Source organism: Methanosarcina mazei S-6 (genome assembly GCF_000970205.1).
GTDB lineage: Archaea > Halobacteriota > Methanosarcinia > Methanosarcinales > Methanosarcinaceae > Methanosarcina > Methanosarcina mazei.
The window spans coordinates 1,247,699-1,273,881 of sequence record NZ_CP009512.1 but is presented as its reverse complement, the minus strand read 5'-3'; the positions used below and the strand labels follow the sequence as shown (position 1 = coordinate 1,273,881).

21 protein-coding genes, 1 tRNA gene and 1 pseudogene are annotated in these 26,183 nt (G+C 43.1%); 5 read left to right on the top strand and 18 right to left on the bottom strand.

Annotated features, from left to right (window positions below):
* Positions 1-137: 137 nt before the first annotated feature.
* Positions 138-3,461 carry a NosD domain-containing protein gene (locus MSMAS_RS05645; RefSeq protein ID WP_230633345.1) on the bottom strand — a complete coding sequence of 1,108 codons (3,324 nt, stop codon included), beginning with the start codon at positions 3,459-3,461 and terminating at the stop codon, positions 138-140.
* Between the two features lie 333 nt (positions 3,462-3,794).
* Positions 3,795-5,072 carry a coiled-coil domain-containing protein gene (locus MSMAS_RS05640; RefSeq protein ID WP_048037123.1) on the bottom strand — a complete coding sequence of 426 codons (1,278 nt, stop codon included), beginning with the start codon at positions 5,070-5,072 and terminating at the stop codon, positions 3,795-3,797.
* 360 nt (positions 5,073-5,432) lie between these two features.
* On the opposite strand from MSMAS_RS05640, the gene MSMAS_RS05635 reads away from it, so the two are divergent.
* Entirely contained in the window at positions 5,433-6,320 is an 888-nt protein-coding gene (locus MSMAS_RS05635; RefSeq protein WP_011032190.1) for a mechanosensitive ion channel family protein, read from the top strand.
* A gap of 211 nt (positions 6,321-6,531) precedes the next feature.
* Here the strand turns inward: MSMAS_RS05635 and MSMAS_RS05630 are convergent, their stop codons facing one another.
* Positions 6,532-6,894, bottom strand: a complete 363-nt coding sequence (locus tag MSMAS_RS05630; protein WP_011032191.1) for an Mth938-like domain-containing protein — start codon at positions 6,892-6,894, stop codon at positions 6,532-6,534.
* Positions 6,895-7,096: 202 nt separating this feature from the next.
* Between MSMAS_RS05630 and MSMAS_RS05625 the strand changes: the two genes are divergently transcribed.
* Positions 7,097-7,822 (top strand): AIM24 family protein, encoded by a 726-nt coding sequence (locus MSMAS_RS05625; protein ID WP_048046357.1) that lies wholly within the window; start codon positions 7,097-7,099, stop codon positions 7,820-7,822.
* 114 nt (positions 7,823-7,936) lie between these two features.
* Here MSMAS_RS05625 and MSMAS_RS05620 read toward each other — a convergent pair whose 3' ends face one another.
* Complete coding sequence (locus MSMAS_RS05620) at positions 7,937-8,749, bottom strand: DUF166 domain-containing protein (protein WP_011032193.1); 813 nt, start codon at positions 8,747-8,749, stop codon at positions 7,937-7,939.
* A gap of 288 nt (positions 8,750-9,037) precedes the next feature.
* Here MSMAS_RS05620 and MSMAS_RS05615 point away from each other — a divergent pair, with 288 nt between their 5' ends.
* Positions 9,038-9,265: a hypothetical protein gene (locus MSMAS_RS05615; RefSeq protein ID WP_048040136.1), complete on the top strand. Its 228-nt coding sequence runs from the start codon at positions 9,038-9,040 to the stop codon at positions 9,263-9,265.
* Here MSMAS_RS05615 and MSMAS_RS05610 read toward each other — a convergent pair.
* Both MSMAS_RS05610 and MSMAS_RS05605 read right to left on the bottom strand, forming a co-directional pair.
* Positions 9,225-9,611, bottom strand: a complete 387-nt coding sequence (locus tag MSMAS_RS05610) for a 4Fe-4S binding protein (protein ID WP_011032194.1) — start codon at positions 9,609-9,611, stop codon at positions 9,225-9,227. The two genes, MSMAS_RS05615 and MSMAS_RS05610, sit on opposite strands and share 41 nt — an antisense overlap.
* A 2-nt stretch (positions 9,612-9,613) precedes the next feature.
* The gene (locus MSMAS_RS05605; protein ID WP_011032195.1) at positions 9,614-11,116 is read right to left on the bottom strand and encodes an L-aspartate semialdehyde sulfurtransferase; all 1,503 of its coding nucleotides are present in this window, start codon (positions 11,114-11,116) and stop codon (positions 9,614-9,616) included.
* 329 nt (positions 11,117-11,445) lie between these two features.
* Here MSMAS_RS05605 and MSMAS_RS05600 point away from each other — a divergent pair, with 329 nt between their 5' ends.
* Positions 11,446-11,901, top strand: coding sequence for an adenylyltransferase/cytidyltransferase family protein (locus tag MSMAS_RS05600; RefSeq protein WP_011032196.1), 456 nt, complete (start codon positions 11,446-11,448; stop codon positions 11,899-11,901).
* 23 nt (positions 11,902-11,924) lie between these two features.
* On the opposite strand, the gene MSMAS_RS05595 is transcribed toward MSMAS_RS05600, so the two are convergent.
* From MSMAS_RS05595 to MSMAS_RS05565, 7 genes are all read right to left on the bottom strand, one after another.
* Positions 11,925-13,067, bottom strand: coding sequence for a pyridoxal phosphate-dependent aminotransferase (locus MSMAS_RS05595; protein ID WP_015410965.1), 1,143 nt, complete (start codon positions 13,065-13,067; stop codon positions 11,925-11,927).
* A 53-nt stretch (positions 13,068-13,120) separates the two neighbouring features.
* Entirely contained in the window at positions 13,121-13,525 is a 405-nt protein-coding gene (ribH, locus tag MSMAS_RS05590) for a 6,7-dimethyl-8-ribityllumazine synthase (protein WP_011032198.1), read from the bottom strand.
* 49 nt (positions 13,526-13,574) lie between these two features.
* Positions 13,575-14,039: a riboflavin synthase gene (gene ribC / locus MSMAS_RS05585; protein ID WP_011032199.1), complete on the bottom strand. Its 465-nt coding sequence runs from the start codon at positions 14,037-14,039 to the stop codon at positions 13,575-13,577.
* Positions 14,040-14,125: 86 nt separating this feature from the next.
* Positions 14,126-15,277, bottom strand: coding sequence for a pyridoxal-phosphate-dependent aminotransferase family protein (locus MSMAS_RS05580; RefSeq protein WP_048043025.1), 1,152 nt, complete (start codon positions 15,275-15,277; stop codon positions 14,126-14,128).
* Between the two features lie 324 nt (positions 15,278-15,601).
* Positions 15,602-16,165 (bottom strand): helix-turn-helix domain-containing protein, encoded by a 564-nt coding sequence (locus tag MSMAS_RS05575; RefSeq protein ID WP_011032201.1) that lies wholly within the window; start codon positions 16,163-16,165, stop codon positions 15,602-15,604.
* Between the two features lie 622 nt (positions 16,166-16,787).
* Positions 16,788-19,082: a CDC48 family AAA ATPase gene (locus MSMAS_RS05570; RefSeq protein WP_011032202.1), complete on the bottom strand. Its 2,295-nt coding sequence runs from the start codon at positions 19,080-19,082 to the stop codon at positions 16,788-16,790.
* A gap of 86 nt (positions 19,083-19,168) precedes the next feature.
* On the bottom strand, positions 19,169-19,825 hold the full coding sequence (locus tag MSMAS_RS05565) for a flavodoxin family protein (RefSeq protein ID WP_011032203.1): 657 nt from the start codon (positions 19,823-19,825) through the stop codon (positions 19,169-19,171).
* A gap of 288 nt (positions 19,826-20,113) precedes the next feature.
* Between MSMAS_RS05565 and MSMAS_RS19720 the strand changes: the two genes are divergently transcribed.
* Entirely contained in the window at positions 20,114-20,242 is a 129-nt protein-coding gene (locus tag MSMAS_RS19720) for a hypothetical protein (RefSeq protein ID WP_268988862.1), read from the top strand.
* Between the two features lie 4 nt (positions 20,243-20,246).
* Here MSMAS_RS19720 and MSMAS_RS05560 read toward each other — a convergent pair.
* The 5 genes and pseudogenes from MSMAS_RS05560 to MSMAS_RS05530 form a co-directional block, all read right to left on the bottom strand.
* A pseudogene (locus MSMAS_RS05560) lies at positions 20,247-21,680 on the bottom strand (IS66-like element ISMma14 family transposase).
* 118 nt (positions 21,681-21,798) lie between these two features.
* Entirely contained in the window at positions 21,799-22,044 is a 246-nt protein-coding gene (locus tag MSMAS_RS05550; RefSeq protein ID WP_230625035.1) for a winged helix-turn-helix domain-containing protein, read from the bottom strand.
* Between the two features lie 303 nt (positions 22,045-22,347).
* Positions 22,348-22,421: transfer RNA gene (locus tag MSMAS_RS05545), tRNA-Val, on the bottom strand.
* Positions 22,422-23,486: 1,065 nt separating this feature from the next.
* On the bottom strand, positions 23,487-23,708 hold the full coding sequence (locus MSMAS_RS05535; protein WP_054869674.1) for a hypothetical protein: 222 nt from the start codon (positions 23,706-23,708) through the stop codon (positions 23,487-23,489).
* A 314-nt stretch (positions 23,709-24,022) separates the two neighbouring features.
* The gene (locus tag MSMAS_RS05530) at positions 24,023-25,840 is read right to left on the bottom strand and encodes a replication factor C large subunit (RefSeq protein WP_015410972.1); all 1,818 of its coding nucleotides are present in this window, start codon (positions 25,838-25,840) and stop codon (positions 24,023-24,025) included.
* Between the last annotated feature and the right edge of the window lie 343 nt (positions 25,841-26,183).

The following is a 26,183-nucleotide window of genomic DNA, read 5'->3' as shown; positions in this document are numbered from 1 at the left end:
AAATATAACTTATTATTCCGGAGATAAGTTATAGGTTCATAGTTAGAGGTTCAAAATTAAAGATTCAGGGCCTGGAGACAGCCTTTATTCATTGCACCCAGATTTTTGGATCTCCATTTCATTTCCTAATATTCATTTCATTCCCTTTTAATGCACAGTGCACCTGTAAGCAGGATAAAGATAGATGTCCCTGACGTGAGAGAAGGGACATTCCTGGGAACATTTCTGTCCTCTCCGCTTTCTTCTTCTGATGAGCCGCTTTCATTTTCACGTGCGACCCAGAGTTCCGGAGCCCCGTCAGGACCTTTTCCAGGAGAATTATTCTGCGCGGTATGAGAGGAGAACTGCAAAGTCTCGCCCTGCTCCTGACCGGCGGCTGAAAAAGGTGAGGTACGGGCTGTTCCCCTGTTCTCGATATTACCCGAAGGCTCAGGAGAACTGGAAATCCCGCCGCGTCCTCCGCCCGCTTTCCCTCCCGTACTCTTACCGCCATCCCCTTCATAACTGATGCTCCTGATTATATTATCTTCACTCAGATTCCCGGATGTGTTTGCCCCTGTTTCTGCAGGATAAACAGTCCAGTTCCAGCTGTGTTGCAGGAATGAAGAGCCGTTTGCTGCAATAACTGTCAGATTGTATTTAGACCCGGGAGGATCGGTGTCGCTGTTTTCTGTAATTATGCCTCTCAACTCCCCAGTATTAATTGAAAAAACAGCAGAAGAAGCAGATTCATTTGTCTGCACCAGGGTTCCGTTTATAAGCCAGCTAAAAGTGCAGTTTCTCGTGGACCTTATTCCAAAATCCAGCACATCCCCTTCAACTGAGGCTGAGTCCCGGGCAGGACTTATATTCCCTATCTCGAAACCCGTGGAATATGATGCAGGTCTGGCAGTAAGTGGGAAGGAATCACTGCCGTAAGGAAGGTCCCCTATCCCGCTTCCGTCTGCATCCGGGCCCCGGTAATCAGAGTAAAAGTTTCCAAAACGGCTTTCGTAAATCCCGCCGTTATAGAGATATTTTATACCTTCAGCCGTGTTCCAGTTGTTTGGAAGACCTGAAAACCTTTCTTCCGGAAAGTTTTGACTTAAGCTTTCATTGACATTGATTCCATTTTCAAATTCATTCTCGAAGATTGTATTGAGGAAAGAATCCGTTAACCTGAGCCCTTCCGTATTGTTTGAGAGATTATTGCCCTGAAGGGTGTTGTTTGATGAACACTCAAACAGGACTCCCTGCGTGCAACCTGATATTCTGTTATTTTTAAGTTCACAGCTTCCCGCACTTTCGAGATAAATGCCAGCTCCCGAAGGCCCGTTTATGCTGAATCCGGTGATGTTTACGGAATTTGCAGTCACATGAAGAACAGGCTCTTCGAAGTTTTCTGCTTCCAGAACTGTGTCTTCAGGCTTCCCGGAAGCAGAACTTAAGTTAAGGGACCAGGGAAGGTCTATATTTTCCCGGTATATTCCCGAATATACGAAAATTGAGTCTCCCGGTCTGCTGTAGTTTACCGCATCTGAGATTGAAGAAAAATCCCCGTCCCCGCCAGGCTTCACAGTAAAAGTGGAAGAAGCTCCTGATGCCTGCTCATACATTTTTAAAGCGTCCACAAGCCCGTGGCCGAAAATAGTATCATAGCCGGGATTACCGAGGTCTGTCGAAGAAGTATAGAGCAGCCTCCTGATATCCATAGCCGACTTTTCCGGGAAAGCGCTCCAGACAAGAGCTGCAATACCTGCAACATGAGGGGAAGATGCACTTGTACCGAAAAACTGCTCTGAAACCCCCTTTGCACCTGTGACGTTTACACCGTCAGGCCCTGAAATGTCAGCTTTCTGGCGGACCTCAGGAGAAGGGTAAAAAATCGTAGCAGGACCAATGGAAGAAAAATTCTCGATCTCATAATCTCCTGATTCTCCCATGCCGACCGCTCCCACGGTTACCGCATCAGGAAGGGCAGGATGTCCGAAAATCGAGTCTTCAGCAATTATGTTTTCAGGATTGACTTTTACTTCAGGCCAGTAGTAAATATAGAGTTCAAGTTCTCTTGCTTCCCCTGAAACTTTTTTAACTTCGATAGAAGCGTTGAGGGTGTTTTCTCCTTTATTGGTGTACATAATGTATTCAAGGGGAAGATCGTCCCCGTCCTGATGGACTTTGCTGGATGCGATAATCTCTGAAGTTTCCCGATTTTTAAGGTAGAGGTCATAATTATTTTCCGATTGTTCCCATCTGTCGTTCCACTGAAGAAAAACCCATGTCTCTCCCGAGGGCCTGATCTCTAGTTGCAGATTCTTCACATCCCCCTGCCCGCTGCTGAAATCATGCCAGCCGCTCCCGTTGTCATAAAATAGGCACTGGTAATGGCTGTCTCCTGAGTTTCCTGCAGCGCTTACGTAGAGGAGGTCGTGCTTTTTTATGATTTCATTAATATGGTTTGCAACTATCCCGTCTTCAAAAAAAGGTTCTGAAAGCCAGCCAATATCATCACAAATGACTGTACAGCCTTCATTAACAAGGGCATCTACAGCCCTGTTAAATTCAAGCCTGCTGGACCCGCAGTCATGGAAATACAGCTCCGCACCTGGGGCGATATCCTGGATAATCTCAAGCATGGCAGTGCCTTCATTTCCTCCTATTTTATTGCTCAGAATATTCACACCATAGGAAATATTGCCTGCAGCCTGCGAATCCTCAAGACTGTCCACGCCATCGGATATGATACCTATTTTTATTCCTGTCCCGTTTACACCGTAAGAATCCCTGAGGCTGGAGGATTTAAGGATAAAGTCTCCCTCTGAAACCGCGTTTTCCTGCCTGACAAAAGGGGGAAGAACCGTTTGAATATTTTTTACTTCAGAAAGGGAAGCCAGGGTTTCAAGTGATTTAAGAGGGACCCATGATACAGCAATATGGTTTTCTTCGTCTCTTTCCTGAATTTCGCAATACTCTTCAAGTACGCTGCTGTTTGCAGAAGGCTTCAGATAGATGTATACATAGACTTTATCACCTGAAAACAAAGAGGGTTCTGAAGAAGGGTCTGAAGACTCGCTGGCATTTTGCCCCGGACCTGAAAAGACTTCAGCGTCTTCTGCAGGACCGGCTGCCCTTCCCCTTACAGGATCTTCCTGACTCAACTGCCCCAGATTTATCATCCGGGCTCGCAGGGACGCTGGAGACTCTTCCCCTGAAAGATAGCGCTCGTCACAGAGCTTCAGCAGGTCTTCTGAAAGCTTCTTCTGCGCAGGGGTTATGGATTCTTCGGAATAAATAACATCTTCCTTCAGGTCTGTAAGAAAAAAGTCTCTGTTTTCACTGCCATTCCCGCTTTCATTTTCATCCAGAACCATTTCAGCCGCAGAAGCCCTCTGCACATCCGAAATACAGAAGATCGCAGCCCATGACAGAAAAATAGAGATCAGAAATAATTTAACAGATAAACGCAGCAACACCTTACTCATAGTAACCAGCACATCAGCTTTTTAATCGCCCGAAAAACTTTCAGCAGTTACATAAAAAGCACAGGTAACAGACAATGATCTGAAAAAGCTCCCGGTCCCCGTAAGATTAAGTCCCCAGATTAATTAAAGAGCTGATGAATTATAAATTCATAAGATATACAGATAAAATAAACTGTTAAGATCAACCTGAAGGGTGAACTCAATTAAACGGGCTAAAAGAAGAAAAATTATAAAAATTCTGACCGGTGTGACCTTATCCGCGATAATGAACCATTCCTGCACGCTCGACACCGGAGGCGGCCTTCCCGGAAAAGAGAAAAAACCAGAATTAAGTCAGGATGGGAATCCTATCTTGACGCCGCTATCAATTGCAGCAACACTGGCTTGAAGTTTTTCTTCTCTGGTTTTGAGATCGTCTCTTAAGGCAGCCAGTTTCTTTTCGGAACTTTCGGTCTCTTCTTCAAGCAGGAGGGTTCTCGAAAGAAGTTCTGCTACCTTATGTTCGAGCGAGGCAAGTTCTCCGGTATCCGAGCTTGCAAGTTCTGATTTTCTGGAGTCAAACGCCTTCCGCGCTTCAGTATACTCTTTTTTCTTCTCTTCAAAACCCGAGGCTGCAGACCTGACCTGTGCCAGAGCTTTCTCTTTTTTCTGAGCCTGTATATCAAGAGCATGGTCCTCGAAAACTTTCTGGAGCTCCGGGAAAAAGGAAGGTTCAAGGTTTACAGGGTTTTCAAGGCAGATATCGAGCTGTTTCTTTACCTCAGGCTTCAGTGTATATTTGCCGCTTTCATGGAGTTTCTTTATTCTTGAGAGGTTACCTGAAAAAGGCAGAATAAGGGAGTTCAGGCCTGCTTCGGCTTTTTTGAGCCTGCCTTCGGCAAGAGTTGATTCTTCCTGAAGTCTTTGCAGTTTTTGCCAGGCTTTTCCCTGTTTAAGCTCTTCGAGAGTCCGACTGTTGCTGGCTATTTCATCTTTCAGAGCCTGGAGTTTCCGGTTTTTAGCTTTGAGTTCGCCCTCTTCAGCTTTTATTAAAGAACAGGTTTCTCTGACCTCTTTTATGCCTTTAGAAGCTTCTTCAATAGATTCCATTTCACGCCTGTGACCCTGGATTGTTTCCCTGAGCTCATTAAGGACCTTGCCAAGCCTGCCGAGGCTGTCAGTAACGTCCTTTGACTCCTGAGGAAAGACAGGCCTGGTATACCGGAAGCTCCTGTTCATATGTTCAAGGCAGGTGTTCAGGCTCTGCATGGCTGATTCATGAAACGCTTTAAGGGATTTAAAATCCGTGTTTTCCGGAATCCCAAGCTTATCTATAAATACTCCTACCTGTTTTGTTACGTTTTCACGGTTACTCTTCGCCCGCTTAACAGCTCTTATGTCGAAATTTCCCTCAACTTTTGCCTCCAGAAGATTGTCATTGCTTTCCCTGAGCTCGGAAATCGCAGCCTCAAGCTCTTTAAAAAGCCCTGAGACATCCCCCTTTATTTCTGAAGATATTTTTTGAGAGCTTTCCTCAAGCCATGCAGGCAGTTCATCAAAACCGATCTCGATAGAAGCATTCTTCTCGTGTGAGCTTTCCTGCTTTCCGAAGAGCTTTTTAATCCATTTCAATATAGGCCTTCCCGGAATTTGATAAGATAGATACAGGTTAATAAATTTAAAGGCAGAAAACTTTATAATATTTGTGATTCAGTAAGATTTAATACCTGAAATAACAAATAATTTTAGAAAGCTGAGGATTTAGTAAGTCAGCAATCCTGCAGTAAATTGGGGTACAGATAATAATTCAGGGCATAAGCAATTATTCAAGGTATATTTCTTTAGTCCCTGTATATGTTAAAGTTTGCTCTATCCAGTCCTGCCCATACTTCTCCGCTGATTAAGGTCAGGAATCACTGGATGTAAGATAAAAACGTTTCCAACTTTTCTGATTTGGGATAAAAGATCTGTGAAATAAAAAGGAGATAAAAAATGGACGGCGTAATAAGCAGTGGAATTATAGAACATGTGATTCCGTATACTGATATAACAGTGTCCAGAGTGATCTTTTCACTGGCATTACTGGTTGCCGGGCTTGTTCTGGTAAAACTTCTTGTGCGTATTTTCAGGAGAGGGATCGAAAAAACAAAACTGCCTGCCCTTACCACGCAGTTTCTTGGGCATTTTCTGAAAATCCTTCTGTGTGTTGTGGTTGTCCTGATATTTTTAAAGAGCCTGGGTTTTGATGTGGACAGTTACGTGGTAGGGCTTTCTGCGGTTATAGGTCTGGTCCTTGGGCTTGGTATGCAGGACACCTTTACAAACATAGCAGCCGGGGTATGGGTTGCTGCGATCAGACCCGTTGACACCGGAGAAATGGTAACTGTAAACGGGCAGACGGGAAAAGTAAAATCCGTAGGAATTATGTCAACTGAACTCCTGACGCCTGACAACCAGCTTATAACAATCCCGAATAAGCTTGTCTGGGGGAGTTCAATTGTCAACATGACCCGTATGCCAACAAGAAGAGCTTCAGTGGATGTGGGAATCAGCTATAATTCAGACCTTGAAAAAGCTGTCAAAATAGCCATGGACCTTATGAAAGGTTACCCCCCTGTACTTCAGGACCCGGAACCCTCAGTGGTTACTACAGAGCTTGCGAATTCTTCCGTAAATCTGCAGCTCAGGGCATGGGCAAAGACCGGGGACCTTATGGCGGTAAAGAATTATCTTACTGCCGGAATTTTTGAGGCTTACAGAAGAGAAGGAATTGAAATACCCTTCCCACAGATGGACATTTATATAAAAGAATCAAAGGAAACAAGAAAAGAGATTATGGAAATTCAAACAGCAAACTCCGGCATAAGAGCATACGAATAAAATTAGAAAAAATTAGGAAGAATCGAAAAATTAGAAAGAATTAAAAAAAATTAGAAAGAATTAAAAAAAATTAGAAAGAATTGAAAAATTAGAAAGAATTGAAAAATTAGAAAGAATTGAAAAATTAGAAGGAATTAAAAAAATTAGAAGGAATTGGAAAAATCGAAAAAAATTGAAAATACAAATGTGAGAAACTGAAAGCAGAGCTGTTTCAGCAGGTTATATGAAATATTGCAGAAACCCTGCCTTCGATTTCATTCCAGCGTTCAATCGCCCAGGGAGTTGGAAAAAGCTCTATCCCGCATCTTTTTCCTCTGAAAAAATCTTCAGCTTCCTCAGAAAGTTCCACAAAACCCGTCTGCCCGGTTCCTATGATGATTTTCTCCGTGCCTTCTTCGTAAATATGTTCGGCTTCTTCAAGAGAGACCTTATGGGAAGTCCCATACTTTTCTTTCGAAAGCATTTTTTCCCTTTTTTCTACCCTGCCGTCAAGCCGGATAATAATATCATAATCAAAAGCCTCTCCTTCTACAGTAATTGAACCAAAACTTGTGGAGTCGATCTTTGGTTTCATGGTTTGCCTCCTGAAACTAAAACTGGAAAACCAGATCTTACATTATACAATTGTTTTGCATTATATAAATAACAGGAAGCTTGCTTAAATTGCTAAGGTTGCCTGAGATTAAAAAACACAGGAATACTTATTTATATTTATTGGAAACTATTAAACATTTAGACAATAATAAAAAAATAAAAATATACCCAGAGGTAAAAAGATGGGCTGCTACTTATTGGAAGATTTTATCAAAAGTATGGGAGAAAGAGCCCCTGGGCAGGAAAATTTTGAACTTGAACGGGACCATCTGCTGCGAGCGAATCTTAGAGGTGCGGTATGGACCAGGATAGGATCCATGGTGGCATATACCGGAAACATAAAGTTTACACGGGAAGAAGCTCTCGAACACGGGATTAGCAGAAAGGTAAAAATATCCCTTGCAGGAGAAGGTGTCAGTTTTATAAAAGCCGAAGGGGTGGGAAAGCTTTTCCTTGCAGATAGAGGAAAGAAAGTCTCAATTCTGAAACTTGAAAATAACTCGATCTGCGTAAACTTCAATGATATCCTCACCATTGAAGACTCCATTAGCTGGGACATCAGGATGATTAGAAAGCTTTCAGGGATAACGGAAAAAGAGATTTACAATGTAAAACTTGAGGGAACCGGCGTATTCGCCATTACCACTCACAATGAGCCCCTGGTCTTCAGAGTGACCGGAGAGCGCCCTCTATTCACCGACCCTGGCGCCACAGTTGCCTGGACAGGGAACATGGAGCCGGAAATAAAAAGCGATATCTCCCTGAAAACTATTGTAGGAAGAAGCACAGGGGAATCCGCCCAGATGGTCTTCAGAGGAGAAGGGTTTGTGGTGGTACAGCCCTGCGAAGAAATTAATTCCCAGGAAAAAAATGAAAAAGGCATCTCGAACGTGAACGTTTATACCTGACGCACGTGAACGTTTTATACAGAACTCAGGTGAATGTTTATTTAATTCGCCGGAAGCTTTTTGCCCGGTAAAAGAAGGGAAGGCACGGGAAGGAGTGCCTTCATCGTTTCCGGTTTAATTTTCAAAAGCCAGAGCCTGGGCCTCATCACTGCAGGCTGTCGAAAACTTTTCTTTCTCCTTTTTTGCGCATTCCATGCCTTCTTCCACAGCCTCCCTGATGATATATCCGGCTTTGTGCAGGATGGTATCTCCGATCTGGGGATCTTTGTCCATGCTTGCTGTGCAGGGGTAAGAATGGTGGGCGCCTGAGATGGTTTCTTTATATCCCGAAACATCGGTCCAGCCGAGTTTTTTTGCGACAAACCAGGTTGAGCCGCAGGGTGCGTCCCTGAGTACACCCGCTCCTATGAACATTTTTCCGTCAGGGCTCATCTCTATCCTCAGTACAGGCCTTCCGAAACCGAGGTCCACGAAAGAGTCTATTACCGGCTTTCCGGTCTTATCAAGAGCACAGAAAGGTTTTGGAGCCTCAAATTCGATACCCATGGCTTCGAGTTCTTTTCTGAGCTGCTCAAGGACGCCGGCAGGAGTCTTCTTTGAGTCCTCGGACGGTGCAATTACGGCTTTTGCCCCCGTTTTCTGCACAACTTCGGGAATGGCTGCAAACAGGTCGGGGTGTATGCCTATTGCAAGGATCAGATCACATTCAGGAAGATTCGGAGGCATATACTGGGCAGGCTCTTCAATAAATGCCGGAAGGTCATCTGCAAACTCATGGATTCCTACGATCAGGTTCGCATAAGATTTCCTTGCCTGACGACAGTGGTTGCAGAGCTCACCACAGGACACACAGAAACTTGATGAGTTCACCAGATTCTGGATAACTTTTTTTCCCAGTTCGCCTGAATAAAGCACGAGGATTTTCATAGTATTATTCCCCCTTTCAAGGATTTCAAAGCCATTTCACAAATTCGTTTTCTTCGTGAAAATTACCTCCACTTTTTATCTCCTATAATGAAAAAAATATAGAGAAAAAACCTGTTTTTAAGGAGGTCGCTGATAAGTTTTAAAATGCAGTTCTGGAAGAAGATGCTTCAGACCGCACACACTTCTGGCAGAGATGACTTTACCCTGTTATCATCCTATGTTATCATCTTACTGTACATTATAATTATTTGTTTCAATCTATAAATAATGGGAGTTTCGAAATAGAAATTGGTATACACTCATATACCCTTATCTGAATTTTATGAACTGGATAGAAAGCTGAAAAAAAAAGAGAAAGGAAAAAAGAGGCACAAAGAGGGAAATAAAAGAAACGACAAGGAGAAAAAGAAAAAAGGACATAAACGGGAAATAAAAAATGAAAAGGAGAGAAATGAAAAAACTGGGGCTCAGTTTTTCATTCTCCCAGCTTTAAAGCCCCGTGCGGGCACATCTTGATGCACATGCCGCACTGGATACATTTCTTTTCGTCCACGCAGAGGCTCCAGTCCTCATCAAAGGCATAAACATTCATAGGGCAGACAGAAATGCAGGCTCCGCATTCAACACATTCTTCCTCGTCCCTGTGGATGGGCCGGTCAAGAATTGCAACGATTGCCCCTCTCGACTCGAGAGCATTTTTAATTTTATCGAACCTGGAATCTTTAACGTCTGCAATGAGTTCTCCGTAAGTTGAGTCAATGTTTGCGACCATAATATTAAGCAGGATCCCTGTTTCTATGATGGACTCGGAGATAATTGGGTTATGTATCCTTTCCGTGGGGATGCAGATCTTTATTTTCATGCTCAGTACCTCCTTGCAAAGAGCTTGCTTATATTGTCGCTTGTGATAATCCCGAGTACTTTCTTCTGCGCATCAATCACCGGCATTGCTGAAACTCCGTAGCGGTCAAGCCTGCGGGCTGCAAGGTCCACAGGTTCGTTAGGGGCGCAGGTAAGGACCTTTTTCGTCATAACGCTTTCTACGGAATCGAAAATGTTTTCCGCGACTGCCTTTGAGATATCCCAGGCTGTGAGGATCCCTACAAGTTCACCGGTATCCGAAACTACTGCAAGGTGGTTGAAAGAGTTCTCCCAGATTTTCTTTGCAGCGTCCTGGACAGTCTGATCCTTTTTGATAGTGACAATGAAATCGGACATAACGTCTTTTACAAGAGGCACTGCCTGAGTCTGCTTCATGGGCTTTGCCGAGCCTTCACTGCAAAGCTTTTCCACAGGCATGCTGACAAAGAACTTTCCGTGTTTTACCCATTCCTTCAGCTCGTTTGCAATCTTTCTGGCGTTCTTGAAGCTTGAAAGGGAAGATGTTGGAACATCCTTTCCTTCAATCTGCACAGATCCAGATCTGAGTTCGGCATAATTTACCTGCCTGACCACAGGCTTGTCCCTGCTTCCGATGGCATAGTCAAGCACACTGGTGGTGATGTCCTCGTCACGTACTGCAGTTGCAGCTGCAAGCTTTTCATTCAGGATAGGAATAGGAATCCCGATTCCCATGTAAAGGGTTGTCCCGTAACCTGCAAAAGAGGCGGCTCTTAAATAATCAGGGCTCATTTCCTTAAGGTTCCCTTTAAGCATGAGGGTTCCAAAACTTCCGGATGGGGAATGCTGAGTCCCATTGCCTATGACATAACCCTGCGCACCTCCAAGGAAAATCCTTGTGCCTGTCCCTATAGTTTCATAGCCCGGGTCGTTTGACAGGGGAGAAAGCACTCCTGCTCCGGAATAAGTGACGTTTCCGAAGTTGGGGAGAAGCTCACCCATATAAGTATTCAGGATCCTTTTAGAACTGTTTGTTGCAGCGTTGTATTTCTGGTATGCATTCCTGGGGTTGAGAAGAACGGCTTCGTTTAAGTCTTCAAGGGTGATCGCCGTATCAAGCACTTTTCTCGGGTAGCAGTCTGTCCCGTAGGAAGTTGCATGAACATTGATTTCTTTTCCCCTGAGAAGGTCTTCAATAACGTGCGCTCCTCCATACTGAATCCCGCGTGTGTCCGATATCTGGGCAGCTCCGAGGTAAGCATCAACAGCAGCAATCCCGCTGTACGCCTCAACATTATTGAACCATAATTTCTGAATTTTAATCGGGGGTTCTGAATGACCCAGATTGAGCATCAAACCTGATGAGCACATGGCTCCGAAAGTGCCTGTTGTCACCACATCCACTTCTTTCGCAGCACTTTCCACGCCGAGGTCTTCAACAATTCCAACCATTTCTTCGGCTGTGACTACATTGACGCTCCCATCTTCAATTTTTTTATTAATCTCATGAATTGATTTTTTTACCATACGGGTTTCCTCTTGCTATAAACTTATCTAGATGGTAATTTTTGCCAGAATTATATATTACTTGTGATAATCCCGGGGGTAACAACCAGCTCTATAATAACCCGGAAATTCCGACATTGCATTATCTGGCTTCAGGCTATTGCTGTCAGGTTTCCATTTAATAATTATTAGTCATATTTACAAACAATATATATTACTTGCGGTAATCAGAGGTTCATCAGGTCTAAGGTTATTTTCGGAAAAATCAATGACTGTTCACATTATCTACAAGCTGTATAACATGGAATTCTTACCTGCAGGGAAATGAAGTTATTTTCAGTAAGTTTCTTATGCTTGCAGGATATTACCCGAGTCCAGGTGATTTATTGACGCGTGTATTGGCTACCGGAACTTTTGATATTCTCCATCCGGGACATGTTTATTTCCTGGCCCAGGCGAAGGCTCTCGGAGACGAGCTCTTTGTCATTATTGCCAGGGATTCCAATGTGACCCATAAGCCGAAACCAGTGATTCCCGAGGAACAGCGGCTTGAGATGGTAGATGCACTCAAAGCGGTAAATAAAGCCATTCTTGGCAGTGAAAAGGACATGTTCGAACCTCTCAGGGAGATCAAACCGGATATCATTGCTCTGGGCTATGACCAGCGTTTTGACACAGAGATTCTGGAAAAAGAACTTACAAAAAGAGGGCTTCCTGCAAAAGTAGTAAGGATCCCGCTTTCAAAAGAATGCCCCCTTTGCAGTACCGGCACAATTATAAAAGAAGTCCTTAAACGGTACGGGTAAACTTACCCATACCGCCTGCTGTTTTATGCAAACACTTTTTCAAGCCTGTCAAGGGCTTCACGAATTCTATCGATGGACGTTGCATAGGAAATCCGGATAAAGTCCTCGCCCGAAGCCCCGAAAGCGATTCCGGGAGTTACTGCCACATGAGCTTCTTTCAGGAGCTTTTCAGCAACTTCAGTCCCGTTTCCATAATCGCTTACATTGGCAAAGGCGTAAAAAGCACCATCCGGCTTCTTGCATTCCAGCCCCATTTTATTCAGCCCGTCAATAAGGATGTCCCTGCGCATTTTAAAGCGGTCTACCATTGCCTTGACCCCTTCCTGAGGTCCCTGAAGGGCTTCAAGCCCGCCGTACTGGACAAAGGTGGTAGCGCTGCTTACGGAGTGCGACTGGATCTTCTGCAGTAGCTTGAAAATCTCAGGAGGGGCTGTCAGGTATCCGAGCCTCCAGCCGGTCATTGCGTATGCTTTGGAAAAACCGTTTACAGTAATGGTCCTCTCCTGCATCCCATCGAAGCTGCCGATGCTGATGTGTTCCCTGTCATAGATGATTTTCTCATAGATCTCGTCCGAGACTACCAGAAGGTCATGGTCAATTGCTATATCGGCAATGCACTGAAGGGTCTTTTTCCCGAATACGCCGCCTGTCGGGTTGCCGGGGCTGTTTACAACAATGAGTTTTGTTTTATCATTTATGTATTCGGCAAAATTGTCAGGCAGGAAACCTTTCTCAGGAACTGTGGGAACCCAAACCGTATCTGCCCCTGCAAAACGGATGCAGGCATCATAAGTTACCCATGCAGGATCAAAGAGGAGGGCCTGATCCCCGTCGTCGAGGGAACCCATCATTATTTCGAAAATCCCCTGCTTTGCACCCGGAGTGACCAGCACATCTTTTTCACTCACATCCAGATGGTTCTCAGTCCTCAGTTTTTCGGCAATAGCAGATCTCAGTTCCGGAATGCCTGCAGAAGGGGCATAATGGGTTTTTCCCTCATACATAGCCTTTGCTGCGGCATCGCAGATATTTTTCGGGGTATCGAAATCAGGTTCGCCAAGGCTAAAGTTGATAACGTCTGTACCCTCTTTAATCATTCTGGTTGCAATATTGGAGATCCTGATCGTTGCGGATTCTTCTACACGCTTAAGCCTTGCGGATGTCATAGGGATGGTCCTGGTTTATTACATTTTGCTAGCTTATCAGACGTTAAAGAATTTCACAGCCGCCGCACCAGCTTTACCGCAGCTTCGACAGCCCTTTTGGCATAGTCGACACGTTCATGTGCGGCCATCCTGGTCATACCCGGGCCGGGGATTCCAAGAGTTACCGGCTTGTTGAACTCAAGGGAAAGATCCATAATCTTTCTTGCGGCATGCTGCATAACCACCTGGTCATGGTCGGTTTCGCCTTCGATTACCGACCCTATGGTAACCACTGCATCAATATCTTCCCTCTGGCAGAGCTTTTTGATTGCAAGAGGCATATCAAAGACCCCGGGCACGAGAATAGTCTCTTTAACTGTTGCCCCAAGGAACTCTGCATGCTCTCTTCCAAGCAGCTCCATCTGATAGGTAAGATCCCTGTTAAATTCAGCTACAACAAATCCTAGGCTGATAGTCATCGAATAAGGTCTCCAGTCTTGTTTTTAATTTAAAGTTACTAAAGTCACATCACATTCTTAAAGGGCCTGCATCTTCAAACCCCTGTCTTTGACCGGTGCCGGCTTCCCTGACCAGTTTTTCCGGCTTGAAGAGCAGTTTTATCACATTTAAAGCATGTTCGCGGGTCCGCCTGTCCATCAGAAATGCGAGTTCTTTCTCATCTTTTCCTTCATCCTCATGGACAAAGACCTCAATAATATGGGTATTGGTCATGAGCTGGGCCATAATAAGACCCTGAGAAGCTTCATGAGCGCACATTTTGTCTTTTTCTTTGCCGCCAGGCATGCCAAGGGCCATTACTATGTCGCAGCCTTCTTCTTCGATAAGCTTTTTGGCTGCTACCGGAAGGTCCTTTATGCCGGGTACGGTTACTCTTTTAATCTGTGCGGATACATTTTTCTGTATCTCGTCAATTGCTGCACGCCCCATATTATAGCGCGCAAACGTTGTATCTGCAATCCCTATTGTAGGCATGTGAATCCGATCGGAATTTAAGATATGTTCTTCTGGTATTCCTGAAACGTTTATAAACTCTGGCATGGAGAATTTTTAAAATCCTCTCATAGCCTGTCAATAACGCGTGTTGCAGCTTCAGTACCTGCTCCCACGCTGTCAATATAACCGTGCTTATGAAGCACGATTTCCAGCTGCTGGATAGTGGATAGAACGTCCCTTGCAGTTACATTACCCATGTTTCCAATCCTGAAAATCTTGCTCTTCAAGCGTTCCTGCCCGCCAGCGATGATTACGCCGCGCTTCTTCATATCATTTTTGATATCTTCTCCGTCAATCCCTGCAGGGGATTTCAATGCTGTGATTGTGTTGGAGTACTGGCTGTACTCATTGAGCTGAGGGAACATCTCTATATTCAATGCACCAGCTGCTGCCCTTACAGCTTCTGAAAGGGTCCTGTGCCTTTTGATTCTGGCTTCCATTCCCTCTTCTTTTACGATGTGAAGGGCTTCCTGAAGTGCATAGAAAAGAGGAATCGCAGGTGTGTAAGGTGTTTCCGGCCTGGGTTTGTCCCCGCTCTTTTTATATGCTTTGAGGTCATTATAGTAGAGCCTCTTCTTCATGCAGTTCATAGCCTCAAAGGCTTTTTCGCTTACTGAAACGGCTGCCATTCCCGGTGGAGCTGCAAAGCATTTCTGTGAGCCTACGATTGCAATGTCAACACCCCATTCATCGACTTTGACTTCATCTCCCCCAAGAGAGGTTACACCGTCCATTATAAAAAGGGCATCGTATTTTTTAGCAAGTTTGCCGATTTCTGCAGCAGGGTTCATAATGCCTGCAGAGGTCTCATTGTGGACAAGGGTAATGGCTTTTGCCCCTTCTTCGAGCTTCTCCTTAACCTTTTCGAGGTCAACAGGAAGGCCCCATTCAAATTCCAGCGGCACTAATTCAGCATAAAGAGCTGCGAGGTCTTTAAAGCGCTCTCCGAATTTTCCGTTTTCTATGGCAATGACTTTGTCCCCGCTTCCGGCTACAGACCCGACAGCAGCTTCCATTCCTGCAGTCCCGGAGCCGCTGAGTAAGAAGATGTCATTTTTTGTCTGGAAAACATCTGCAAGAATTCCCCTGCAATCAGTATAAATTCCGGCAAATTCGGCACTCCGGTGATTGATCATCGGTTTTGACATCGCCCTGAGCACTCTGGGTGCAACAGATACGGGACCAGGCATCATCAGAAGGGTATCTTCCAGATCCATATTTTTAATGCTCCACACTTTTTCAAAGATTAACTCACAATTTTGTTTGTTTTTTATTGGGAAAACTTAGTGAACCTGTAATTTTCAATCATGCAATCCCGAAATAATTCAGGGTAATATTTCCATCAGATCCAGTGTGTTAGAAAGGCTGGAAATCTTTCATACCTCTGAACCACACATGTTATGATAATTTGATCATTTTAGACAGGTCAAGCACTGAATTAAACTAAGGATTCAGGTTTAATTGAATCCTAGTATATAACTTATGTGTTTCCCTGCTCAAACTCAACTCCTGAACTCATGAAAAAAGAAAAAGAAATTAACTCATTGACCCTGAAGGAGCTTCATCACGTCGTGTTTTGTTACAACTCCCACGACGGTTCCTTTTTCTACCACAAGTACAGCAGGATTTCCTTCGAGTATATGCGAAACTACTGAAATAGATATTCCGGGAGATACTGTAGGGAATGACTCCCCCATTATCCCTGAAACTTTCAACTGAGAGATTGGTTTTTTCTTGCTCTCGCCCATCAGCCTTACAATCATGTCTTCAGAAACACTCCCAACAGGTATACCCCTGTCAAGCACGGGAATCTGTGAAAAACCATGAACATGCATAAGGTTAACCACTTCTTCTACCGAGTCTTCAGGCGAAACATGAAGGACAGGGGAGTGCATAAGGTCCCTTATAAGAATCTGCCTTTCCTTTTCAGCTTCCTCAAAAGCATCAAGAATTTTCCTGACCGTTGAGAGTCTCGGGTCTACGTCTCCAGATTCTATGCGGGCTATAAGAGGCTGGCTTACACCTGCTCTTTTAGCCAGATCGCTCTGGGTAAGCCCGAGTTCATTTCTTCTTTTTTTAAGATCTTCGGGTGTTGGAAGCAGCATATATATTACCGATAGTAATTATTATATTTAATGCCATTGGTTAACATAATTTTAAAAGTTTATATATAAATTGCTTCCGCAGGCCCTTAATTCTGATCCGGAATTGCTATCTGTAACAGGTTGTCAATAATAAATTTAATTAAAAAATAACCATGTTTTAACAAAAATAGCATGAAGACATTATTAGAGAATTTATGATGCAAAGATAAAAAAGAGCCTGGAGGATAAAAAATCTTTATTGAAGATAAAAAATAGAGAGTTGAAATATAAATAGAAATATAAATCTAAATAGAAACATGAATATAAATACATATTTATATTTATACGTGTATATATACATATAAACATGAAGGGACAATAGAAGTAACTAAAGTCAAACAAAATAAACCGATGAGCAGGCAGAGACAGGAAAATAACAAAAAATTCAAAGAAGGAAATAAAAACAGAATTTTCCCCTTGAGCCTTTTCATCCGTATTCAGATACAATCGGCAATATGAATTCAGATATAGCCTGTGCAATATGAATTCAGACAAAACCTGCCATAAGAATTAAGATATAACCTGCCATACAAATTCAGGTACAATCTGCAATACGAGTGCAGGTATAACCCATTATCTGTACTCAGATATAGTAAGGGCTCTCTATTTCCTTTGATTTTCTTTTTCTCAGCTCTCCTCTTATTGCCTGGTAATATTTCATTGTGTCCGGGGTGACCGAAGGCCCTGTCTCTTCAATTGCCTGAAGGAAGTGTTTTTGTCTGACGCTTTTTGCATGCAGATCTTCACGCAGGGCATACCTTCCCGCCTTTTTGCATACAGCTGCAATATCCGCACCCGTATACTGGTCTGTAAGAGAAACAAGTTTTTCAATATCAACGTCTTCTGCAAGAGCCATATTCTCGGTATGTACCCTGAAAATCTCCCTGCGTGCCCCCTCATCAGGTACAGGAACAAGGATCAGCTCATCAAAACGCCCAGGCCTGAGAAGGGCAGGGTCTATCATATCAGGACGGTTGGTTGCCCCGATTACCACAACAGCCCTGAGCTCTTCAAGCCCGTCCATTTCCGAGAGGAGCTGGTTAAGGATTCTTGCTGTGACCTGAGGCTCACCTGTGGAAGCCCCGCGGACCGGCGCAAGGGAATCGAGTTCATCAAGGAAAATTATAGACGGAGCGACCTGTCTTGCGCGCGTAAATACCTCTGCAATCCTTTTTTCAGACTCACCGTACCATTTGGAAAGGAGATCACTTCCTTTGGCTGTGATGAAGTTAGCATCGGACTCGTGGGCAATAGCTTTTGCAAGGAGGGTTTTCCCGGTACCCGGAGGACCGTATAAGAGCACGCCTTTAGGAGCCTCAACCCCTATATTCCTGTAAGACTCTGGACTCTTCAACGGCCATTCCACAGCCTCTTTCAGGAGCTCTTTTACCTCTCCAAGCCCTCCCACGTCATCCCAGCCAATATTGGGGACCTCTATCAGGATCTCTCGTATGGCAGACGGCTGGACATCTTTCAGGGCATTTTCAAAGTCTTCCCTTGTTACCTGAAGGGAATCGAGGATCTCACCCGGGATTTCAGGCTCGTTGAGGTTGATTTTCGGCAAAATACGCCTCAGAGCACTCATGGCTGCTTCCCGGCACAGTGCAGCAATGTCTGCCCCCACAAAACCGTAGGTTATCTGGGCAAAATCCATAAGATTTACGTTGTCCGCAAGGGGCATCCCTCTTGTATGAATCTGGAAAATCTCAAGCCTGCCTTCCGTGTCCGGAACTCTGAGCTCAATCTCCCGGTCAAACCTTCCAGGACGGCGGAGTGCGATATCTATGGCTTCAGGGCGGTTGGTAGACCCTATAACAATCACATTCTTGCGGGCTTTAAGCCCGTCCATAAGGGAAAGAAGCTGGGCGACCACCCTCCGTTCAACTTCACCCGTGACCTCAGCCCTTTTAGGGGCAATAGAATCAATTTCGTCCAGGAAGATAATCGCAGGAGCATTCTTTTCTGCGTCCTCAAAGATCTCCCTTATTGCCCTCTCGGATTCCCCATAGTATTTTGACATGATCTCGGGGCCGTTAATTGAAATGAAATAAGCATCCGATTCATTAGCAACGGCTTTTGCAAGCATAGTTTTGCCCGTCCCGGGAGGGCCATGAAGCAGCACTCCCTTGGGAGCGTCGATTCCGAGCCTGTCAAAGAGCTCGGGGTGTTTCAGAGGCAGCTCTATCATTTCCCTGACCCTGCCAATGGCGTCTTTAAGCCCGCCCAGGTCTTCGTACATTACAGTTGGAATGTTTTGCTCAGGAGTTATTTCCGTTGCTTCCGGCAGAAGTTCCACCTGCGTCATGTCCGTAATCTTTACTATCCCGGACGGAGAGGTGGATACAACCTGAAGTTTTATTTCCCCAAGACCGAAAGATTGCCCAAAACCCTGTCCGAAGAAGTCCTGAAAGAAATCCTCGAACATTACCCCCTTGCCGAAAGTTTCCCTTTCCCGCGACCTCCGAAGGCTTGTGGTAGAGATAAAGTCCCCTTTTGAAACCGTGCGGTTCATGAATACGGCTTTGAGGGTCTCACTGGGAGCGTAGATCTGCATGCCCTTGGCTACAGGCGCAAGGGTCACACTCTTTGCTTCTTTCCAATCAGCTTTGCGGATGTCCACATATTCCCCTATGCTGGTCTTTGCATTCATACGGATAAGCCCGTCCATGCGGACAATATCAAGCCCGGAATCACTGGGATACGGACGCCCTATCAGAGCAGAAGTTGATTTTCCACCTCTGATTTCCACAACATCAAAAGGTTTCAGTCCCAGTTTCTCCCGGAATTTCTCGTCAATCCGGACAATTCCTTTTCCCACATCGCGTTGATCGGCTTCTGCAACCTTAAGTTTTATAGTGGATTTATCCCCCTCAGTCAAATACTCCCCTCCATCTCGATCAGTAAAATGCTGCCCAGCAAAACTTGTAAAATAGTGAAGATTAATCTGGTGCTTTCAGGGCAGTTTTAGCCCTTATTACTTACTCTTTTTGCCTCCTCATCAAGCTTTTTCAGGCTGGTTGGAATAGGGTTTTCTTTCAGAAGCTTTGCGAAATAAGTAAGGTTATGCACCATGTACCTCGCTGTCCGATTAGTATAAAGGTGTCTTTCCCCTCCTGCTTCTATATAGCTGGGACCCGGACCTGCATCTCCAACCCAGTAGCAGTCCGCATTGGGAGGCACGGTACATCCGAGGTGCGTGAGGTTGTAAAGTATGGTAGAACATACATCATGTGCCCCGTCTTCATTTCCCGTAACCATGACCCCTGCAACCTTTCCGTATAAAGGATACTGCCCGGTTTCTGGATCTCCTTCCATATATGTCCCATCCAGCCTTTCGATCACCATTTTGGCTACAGAAGAAAGTACTCCAAACCAGATAGGGGTAGCTATAACCAGAATATTGCAATCTTTTATTTTTTCAAGTATGAAAGGCCATTCATCCCCGTTTCCTTCATCCGAAGAAACCCCGAAAGCTATATTGTAGTCAACAACCCGTATGACTTCACTACCAACACCAAGTTCTTTAAAAATAGCCACAGCCTTATCAATCAGAGCATGGGTGTTCGATATCTGTGGCGATTTTTTAAGTGTGCAGTTCAAAAAAAGTGCCTTTATCGCCATAATATATATGTTTCTAAAAGCGGTTATATATACGGGGAAGTAAAAATGTTTAGAAAAAGTATTACTGAACTAATATAATTATAATTAAAGATATTTTAATTAACTGCCATATATCACCAGGGTGCAGGATTGCTTCTGATCCTGAAATTTATCTGATCTGATTTTCAGCCAGATTTTCAGCCAGATTTTCAGCCAGATTTTACCATTAAGCTCGACAAATAAAGAGAGAATAAGTAAAATTCAGAGATCCAGAGCCTGAAAAAATACAATAATTTAAAGTATATAATCTTGAAAAAGAAAAAAGGGCAATTTAAGGACTCTGTATACTGTACTTATGAAAAGGAAAAAAGTAGAAAAATTGAGCCGATAACCTGGTCAAAAAAAGAATTAAAATTAAAAAAGAATAAAAAAAGGTAACTGCTCAGAGTATAGTTAACGGCGCTCCTATGAGCGCCGCACGAATACCCTCTAAAACAGGTAAACCGTTCTTTTTTCCTGTAGAAATGTACGCCCTAATTCTGCAGAAAGCTTGCGCTCCCATTGCTTTTCTGAAAGTTCCCGATATTTTCTGCTGTAGTTTCATCATCCTGATATCTCTTTCTGCCTGATTATTATCAAATGGAACTTTCAAATCTGTCAGGAATCTCAGAATCTTTTCTTTGTGTTCTATAAACCTATCCAGCAGATTCCTTGATTTTGTTTTTGGATTTTTACCGCGTTTTCCCTGTTTTTCAGGATTTAGAGAATGCGGATTTTCTTCAAGCGCTCTAATGATAATTGCATCAAACCTTTCTTCCAATGCTTTAATTTGCTCAAAATCAGGTTCTCTTAATTGCTCTTTACACTCATCAGTGTATTTCTTCATCTCAGTGAGCAGTTCATTCATCTCTTTAGCCCATGTCTGTTTATAGTTCTCTTCAATTCCTGTAAGTTCTCTCTGTAAATGAGCGTTACACAGAGCATGATCACAATCATAAACGTTGTAAGGTTTCCATCCATCATGAACTGCTACTCCCTTAAACTTCGGAAGAATTCCCATAGCATCTATTGCTTCTGCTCCTCTTTTTGTATGAGCAAAATAACATGTGTATTTTTCATTAGAAGCTACATGAAGCCAGTGTCTTTTTCCTTCAATCTTCATACCAGTTTCATCAAAATTGATTACAGGCGAGGCTAATAACTTCTCTCTAATAACGTTTTCAAATTCCTCTAAATTCTGGAAACATTCTCTTTCTGCTCTAATTATCGTAGCAGGACAGATTTTTATTCCCATAATGTCTTCAAATAACTCAGAAATTCTATCATAAGGAACAAACTGGTAATTTTTACAGTAAATAGCTGAAGCTAAAATATTAGGGCCATACTGAACCGGATATTTCACTGATTCGGGAAAAACGGCTTTATTCAACTTTCCACAACAAGGACAGGTTTTAATCTGACTTTTATGTTCTGTAACAATTAGATTTACGGGAGGAATGTCAAAGACCTGTCTTCTCTCATAAGCTTCAACTTCAACATTCTCAAGGGTAGATCCGCATTCTTTGCAGCAGGTCAAAGAATGTTCTATTACCTACTCAGGATGATCAACCATATCAAGAGTCGTGCCTGGATGACCTTCCTGACCTCCAGGTTTCTTCCCGCTTGGTTTACGCAGACTCTTGGGATTAGGTTTCTCTTTGACAAAATAATCAGTAGAAGGAGGTCGACTGCTGTTACGACTGTTTTGATTTAAACGAGATTCTAAGGCTACAAGTCTTTCAGTGAGTTCTTTAACTTGAGATTCTAAACTCTCAATGTAAGCTACAATAATTTCAGGATTTGAAGCACAGTAAGAAAGAATCTCATCACGTTTCATAAAGCTAAAAAGGAATCATTTTATATCCAATTTTTCCTCGGAACGAGGAAAAATGTGTAGCCTCGTTAAGGCTACCTGAATAGTTACAAAAAAAGTTAAGTTAAAGAAAAAAATATGCTTATAGCTTAAGTTCTTTAGCCATTTCCTGGAAAACTTTTCCCTTATCAGTCGTTATAAAAACACCGTTTTCATGCCTGATAAGCTCTTTTTCTTTCAACATTTCCAGATACTTCTGAGCAATGTTAAAGTTCAGATTTACTTCATAAACAATATGTGTTTTCTTTGCCCCGTTCATCGCCACTCTTAAAATATCTACTGCAATATCTGTCCTGCTTCTTCTCTTCAATACTAACTCCTCCCCCACTGTGATTTGAAGTGATCTTTGTAAGGATTAACGCTTTCAAAATATATTAAAGCGTATCTTTTTGTAGGTAACAAAGATTCTAATTCTTTATCGTTCTCCTTTCTATATAACGATATCAGTATTATATAAAGTATTAAGTTTGAAAAAGAAAAAATTTAACCTGAAGTTTTTGTGGACAAGATAAAGATTAATGACCCTTCATATAAGAAAACTACCCTGTTTCGGCAGAAAAAGGACTGAAAAAGAGAGAAAAAAAACCTTTATTAATCTGATAAACCAGATTCAGAAGAGAAATGATAAAAGTGGGCCCGCTGAGATTCGAACTCAGGATCCCCGCCGTGTAAAGGCGATGTCATAACCGACTAGACCACGAGCCCAGTTTGCTGCTAATAACATTCTTTATGATAGCCTTAAAGGCAACCGCTTGAAATGCAAGTCCAACATGTCACTAGTTATATATATGTCTTTTGTTCGGAGAAAACTGTCAAAAATCAGCACAAATCAGAAATCGTTATATACCAGTTAATTTTCACATACCGCCATAAAAAGGCTGGCAAGGAGAAGAAAAGAAGCAGGAAATTAATACAGCACAGCATGCGTGTGAAAAGTTCTGCATTTAATAGCCATCTTTCAACACTTTTTAAGCAAGAATACATACAAGCAAAATATATTTATAAGAGATTAGCATGATGTAATATGTGAGCGGGTCTCTCTTTTGTAAGATAACCCCAACCCCCCAACACCCCCAATTCATACTCCCCAACCCGCTCATACTAATTCTTAAATCAGCTTTATTCAGTCTACTACCTTCATAATAATTCTTACCAGCTTCATTGATATCATCTTCATACCAATTTTTATATTAGCTTATTGAGCCTGTTGCCTGAAAGATTTTCTCTGTCCTTTTAAATAATTTTATCGTGTTCTTTTAACCATCTTGAGAATCAATGATCAGTACTACTAATTCTTATTTATGTTTCTTTTAATGTGAATGAGTGTTCGGATTTCTTACCGGGAGGAAAGTAGATTATAAAAACACCATCATAAGATACAGTTATATAAAATTTTAACAATAAGACTGTAATTATAAATTAAGTGGAATATAATCGAAAGTTATTTATAGGATGTATGATTACTGATGCTAAGTGAGCGGGTCTCTTTTCCATAGTATAACCCCCAAACCCATATCCCCCAACTATTCCCCCCAACTATTCCCCAAACTCCCCAAACCCGCTCACAACTTTTCTAACGGCTTTTTTCTCAACTTTGTTTAACACTATCCCGTTTTATCTCATTAGTTCCTAATGTTAACCGGGTTTTTCTCAACTTTAATTACCCGAATTTTATCAACCTCAATTACTCAAGTTTTACTTAGCCTTACCCCGCCCTGTAGCAATAACTTCTTCCACTCAGTCACTTTTAGCCGGAAAAGTACAGAAAAATCATTTATGTTTTGCGATTCCGGTAAATCTGTAAAATAAATCAGGGAAACATCTGACAAATGACCAGGCAAATATAACAGGGATGGGATATACTAAATATATTAAAAAAGTATTTATAACGGAAGTTGCATAGTGATATTTGTGAGCGGATTCCAGTCCAAACTTCCCAAACACACCAGCAACTTCTTTTTCATTAAAAGTCAACCCCGTAATTCCGCTCACAAAAATCCTCACACTCTTCTGTATAAGTGAGAATTTGCATAATACACTCATAGATATTTTATATACTTACACTGGCAATGAAAATTTAGTTCTGATGTTAACAGGGCTTGGAAAAGTAAAAAATGAAAAACACTTTCTTGACTGTAGAACCACAGGGGAAATAATTGATTAATTGGTTTATAATCGGTTGATTAATTGGTTGGTTGATTAATTGGTTGATTATGGATGAGTGAATTGATTATTATTTAAGAAAGAAATTAAGACTCAATAAGTGTTTTAAAAGTCAAAGCGTGTTTTAAGACTCAAAAAGTGTTTTAAAAGTCAAAAAGTGTTTTCTGATTTTTAGGTTCGGCTTTTTTCGAACCATCTTCCATGCCTCCCTGCGTATCTGCAGCAGGCGAACCTTTTTCAGATGCTCCCTGTTTCACTCCCTGTTTTGAAGCTTCTTTATTGGCCGGACTCATCTTTTTTAACGGTGAAAGAGACGGCTTCTCTTCTTCGAGTTCAGGAAGGGACTTTTTCCCTGCGAAGTCAGGAATTGGACCCTTTTCGGGCAGAGGCTCAGAAAGAGAGAACAGATTATTTTCTGCAGGCTCAGGATTTTCAGGCAATTTCATTTCTGAAGACCTTTTTTTCTCAGGAAGCTTTTGAGGTGTGTCAAATCCAAGGTCAAGGGTTTTCTGCTTTCTTTCCGGAGACTGGGGACCGGGAGATTCGGGTTTTTCGGCTGAAGCGTTCCCTTCTTTTTCAGGAATATTAACCGGACAGTGGAGAGTTGCCTGTTTATCATCTGCCGCAGGAGCAGGAGCCTTAAAAAATTCCTGTTCTTCAGTTCTATCCCTTTTCGTTTCCAGAAGGTTCTGGGCTTCATCGTAAATTTTCTGAAGTTTTTTGCTGACCTTTGCGCTTCCTGAAAGGTACATCAGTTCTTCAAGCTCAAGCCCGAGGTTTGCAGTAAGTTCAACAGCAGACGCCTCATCCTTTAACAATATTGAATAAAAACCTAAAAGGTTGTTCCTGGAATAATGCATCGACTCAAAGCTGTGCTCCCCGATCTTTGAAGCAATATTATCCCGCATATCACGCCTGGAACGGGTCTGCCCGAGCCTTCTCCAGAGTGAAGGCTGCTGGTACTTAATAAAGCCAGGATACGGTCTTGTCTTTGAAAGGGCAGCCCCGCAGACCATGAGCATGCTGGCATACCTCCACATCCTGTAGTTCTGGCGTTTCTTCACGCGCCCGAGATAAATGTCAGCCTTTGAAAGGTAGCCAAAACCCGTTTTTATATCTTCGAGGTCGCCATCCTTCCGCGCGTACTGGATTGGCAGGTTCTCGTCTATCCAGTGCACAAGATCCTCAGGACTCTCATCAAGCCCGTATGCGGATTCAAGAGCCCTTTTGCAGTCAGTGCTTTTAAAGATCTTCTGCATCGCCTTAAAGATATTCTCTTTAACATCTCTGCCTGCAGTGCTGATATCTTCAGCTTCGAGAGCCTTCTTCCCGTTAGCTGCAGCCTGAAGATCATTGATAGCGCTCCTGAAGTCTCCGCCCGCATTTTCTGCAATTTGCAGGACAGCTTCCTGGCTGCAGGAGACTCCCTCAGATTCACAGACCTTCTTCAAAGCGGGAACCATGGACCGGCTCTGCACGGACCCAAACTTAATTTCCAGACAAATGTTCCGGACTGTGGGAGTTAACCCGTAAATATCATTTGCAATAAGTATTATCGGCTGGAGCGTGGATTTTATGATCCCGGAAATGGCCCTCATCCCGCCCCTGTCTGCAGTCCCGTGGAGATTGTCAGCTTCATCAAGTATAATGAGCCGCTTACCCCCAAAAAAAGTATTCATTGACGCTGCTGAGCCGGCTATCTTCTCAATAACACCTGCAGTCCTCTGGTCGCTTGCATTGAGCTCTATAACCTCCCATTCCATATCCCCTGCCAGTGCGTGAGCGCTTGAAGTCTTCCCTATCCCTGCAGGCCCGTAAAGAATCACTGCCCTTTTCTCAGGAATCCCGGACTGCCATTCCTCAGCCCACTTTCTCAAATCCTGCACTGCCTTCCTGTTCCCCACGACATCTCCAAGGGTCCGGGGTCGGTATTTTTCAGCCCATTCAATTGCCGACATCATCTTAAACCATACCAATAAAAAGAGAACTCATTATTAACTTTATATGTTTTAATTTTTTTAAAATGACCCCTGCCCCCTGTTTTACAATTTCCTCAAACCTTTCATGGATAAATAACTTATAATTCAATCCTCCAACTTAAAAGAAATCAACTATCTATAAACCAGCTCTCCTTAGCAAGTCAACTATAATTAGACCTCCTGAGCAAGTCAACTATAATTAGACCTCCTGAGCAAGTCAACTATAATTAGACCTCCTGAGCAAGTCAACTATAAATTAGTCCTCTTGAGCGAGCAAAGCGAGAGAAAAGGACACCGTCCTCCCGAGACGGAACTCGGGCGAGAC

Coding starts and splice junctions, on each gene's coding strand:
- MSMAS_RS05645 (WP_230633345.1), bottom strand. CDS start 3,461: ATGAGTAAGGTGTTGCTGCGTTTATCTGTTAAATTATTTCTGATCTCT.
- MSMAS_RS05635 (WP_011032190.1), top strand. CDS start 5,433: ATGGACGGCGTAATAAGCAGTGGAATTATAGAACATGTGATTCCGTAT.
- MSMAS_RS05630 (WP_011032191.1), bottom strand. CDS start 6,894: ATGAAACCAAAGATCGACTCCACAAGTTTTGGTTCAATTACTGTAGAA.
- MSMAS_RS05625 (WP_048046357.1), top strand. CDS start 7,097: ATGGGCTGCTACTTATTGGAAGATTTTATCAAAAGTATGGGAGAAAGA.
- MSMAS_RS05620 (WP_011032193.1), bottom strand. CDS start 8,749: ATGAAAATCCTCGTGCTTTATTCAGGCGAACTGGGAAAAAAAGTTATC.
- MSMAS_RS05610 (WP_011032194.1), bottom strand. CDS start 9,611: ATGAAAATAAAGATCTGCATCCCCACGGAAAGGATACATAACCCAATT.
- MSMAS_RS05605 (WP_011032195.1), bottom strand. CDS start 11,116: ATGGTAAAAAAATCAATTCATGAGATTAATAAAAAAATTGAAGATGGG.
- MSMAS_RS05600 (WP_011032196.1), top strand. CDS start 11,446: ATGCTTGCAGGATATTACCCGAGTCCAGGTGATTTATTGACGCGTGTA.
- MSMAS_RS05595 (WP_015410965.1), bottom strand. CDS start 13,067: ATGACATCCGCAAGGCTTAAGCGTGTAGAAGAATCCGCAACGATCAGG.
- ribH (WP_011032198.1), bottom strand. CDS start 13,525: ATGACTATCAGCCTAGGATTTGTTGTAGCTGAATTTAACAGGGATCTT.
- ribC (WP_011032199.1), bottom strand. CDS start 14,039: ATGCCTACAATAGGGATTGCAGATACAACGTTTGCGCGCTATAATATG.
- MSMAS_RS05580 (WP_048043025.1), bottom strand. CDS start 15,277: ATGGATCTGGAAGATACCCTTCTGATGATGCCTGGTCCCGTATCTGTT.
- MSMAS_RS05575 (WP_011032201.1), bottom strand. CDS start 16,165: ATGCTGCTTCCAACACCCGAAGATCTTAAAAAAAGAAGAAATGAACTC.
- MSMAS_RS05565 (WP_011032203.1), bottom strand. CDS start 19,825: ATGGCGATAAAGGCACTTTTTTTGAACTGCACACTTAAAAAATCGCCA.
- MSMAS_RS05530 (WP_015410972.1), bottom strand. CDS start 25,840: ATGATGTCGGCAATTGAATGGGCTGAAAAATACCGACCCCGGACCCTT.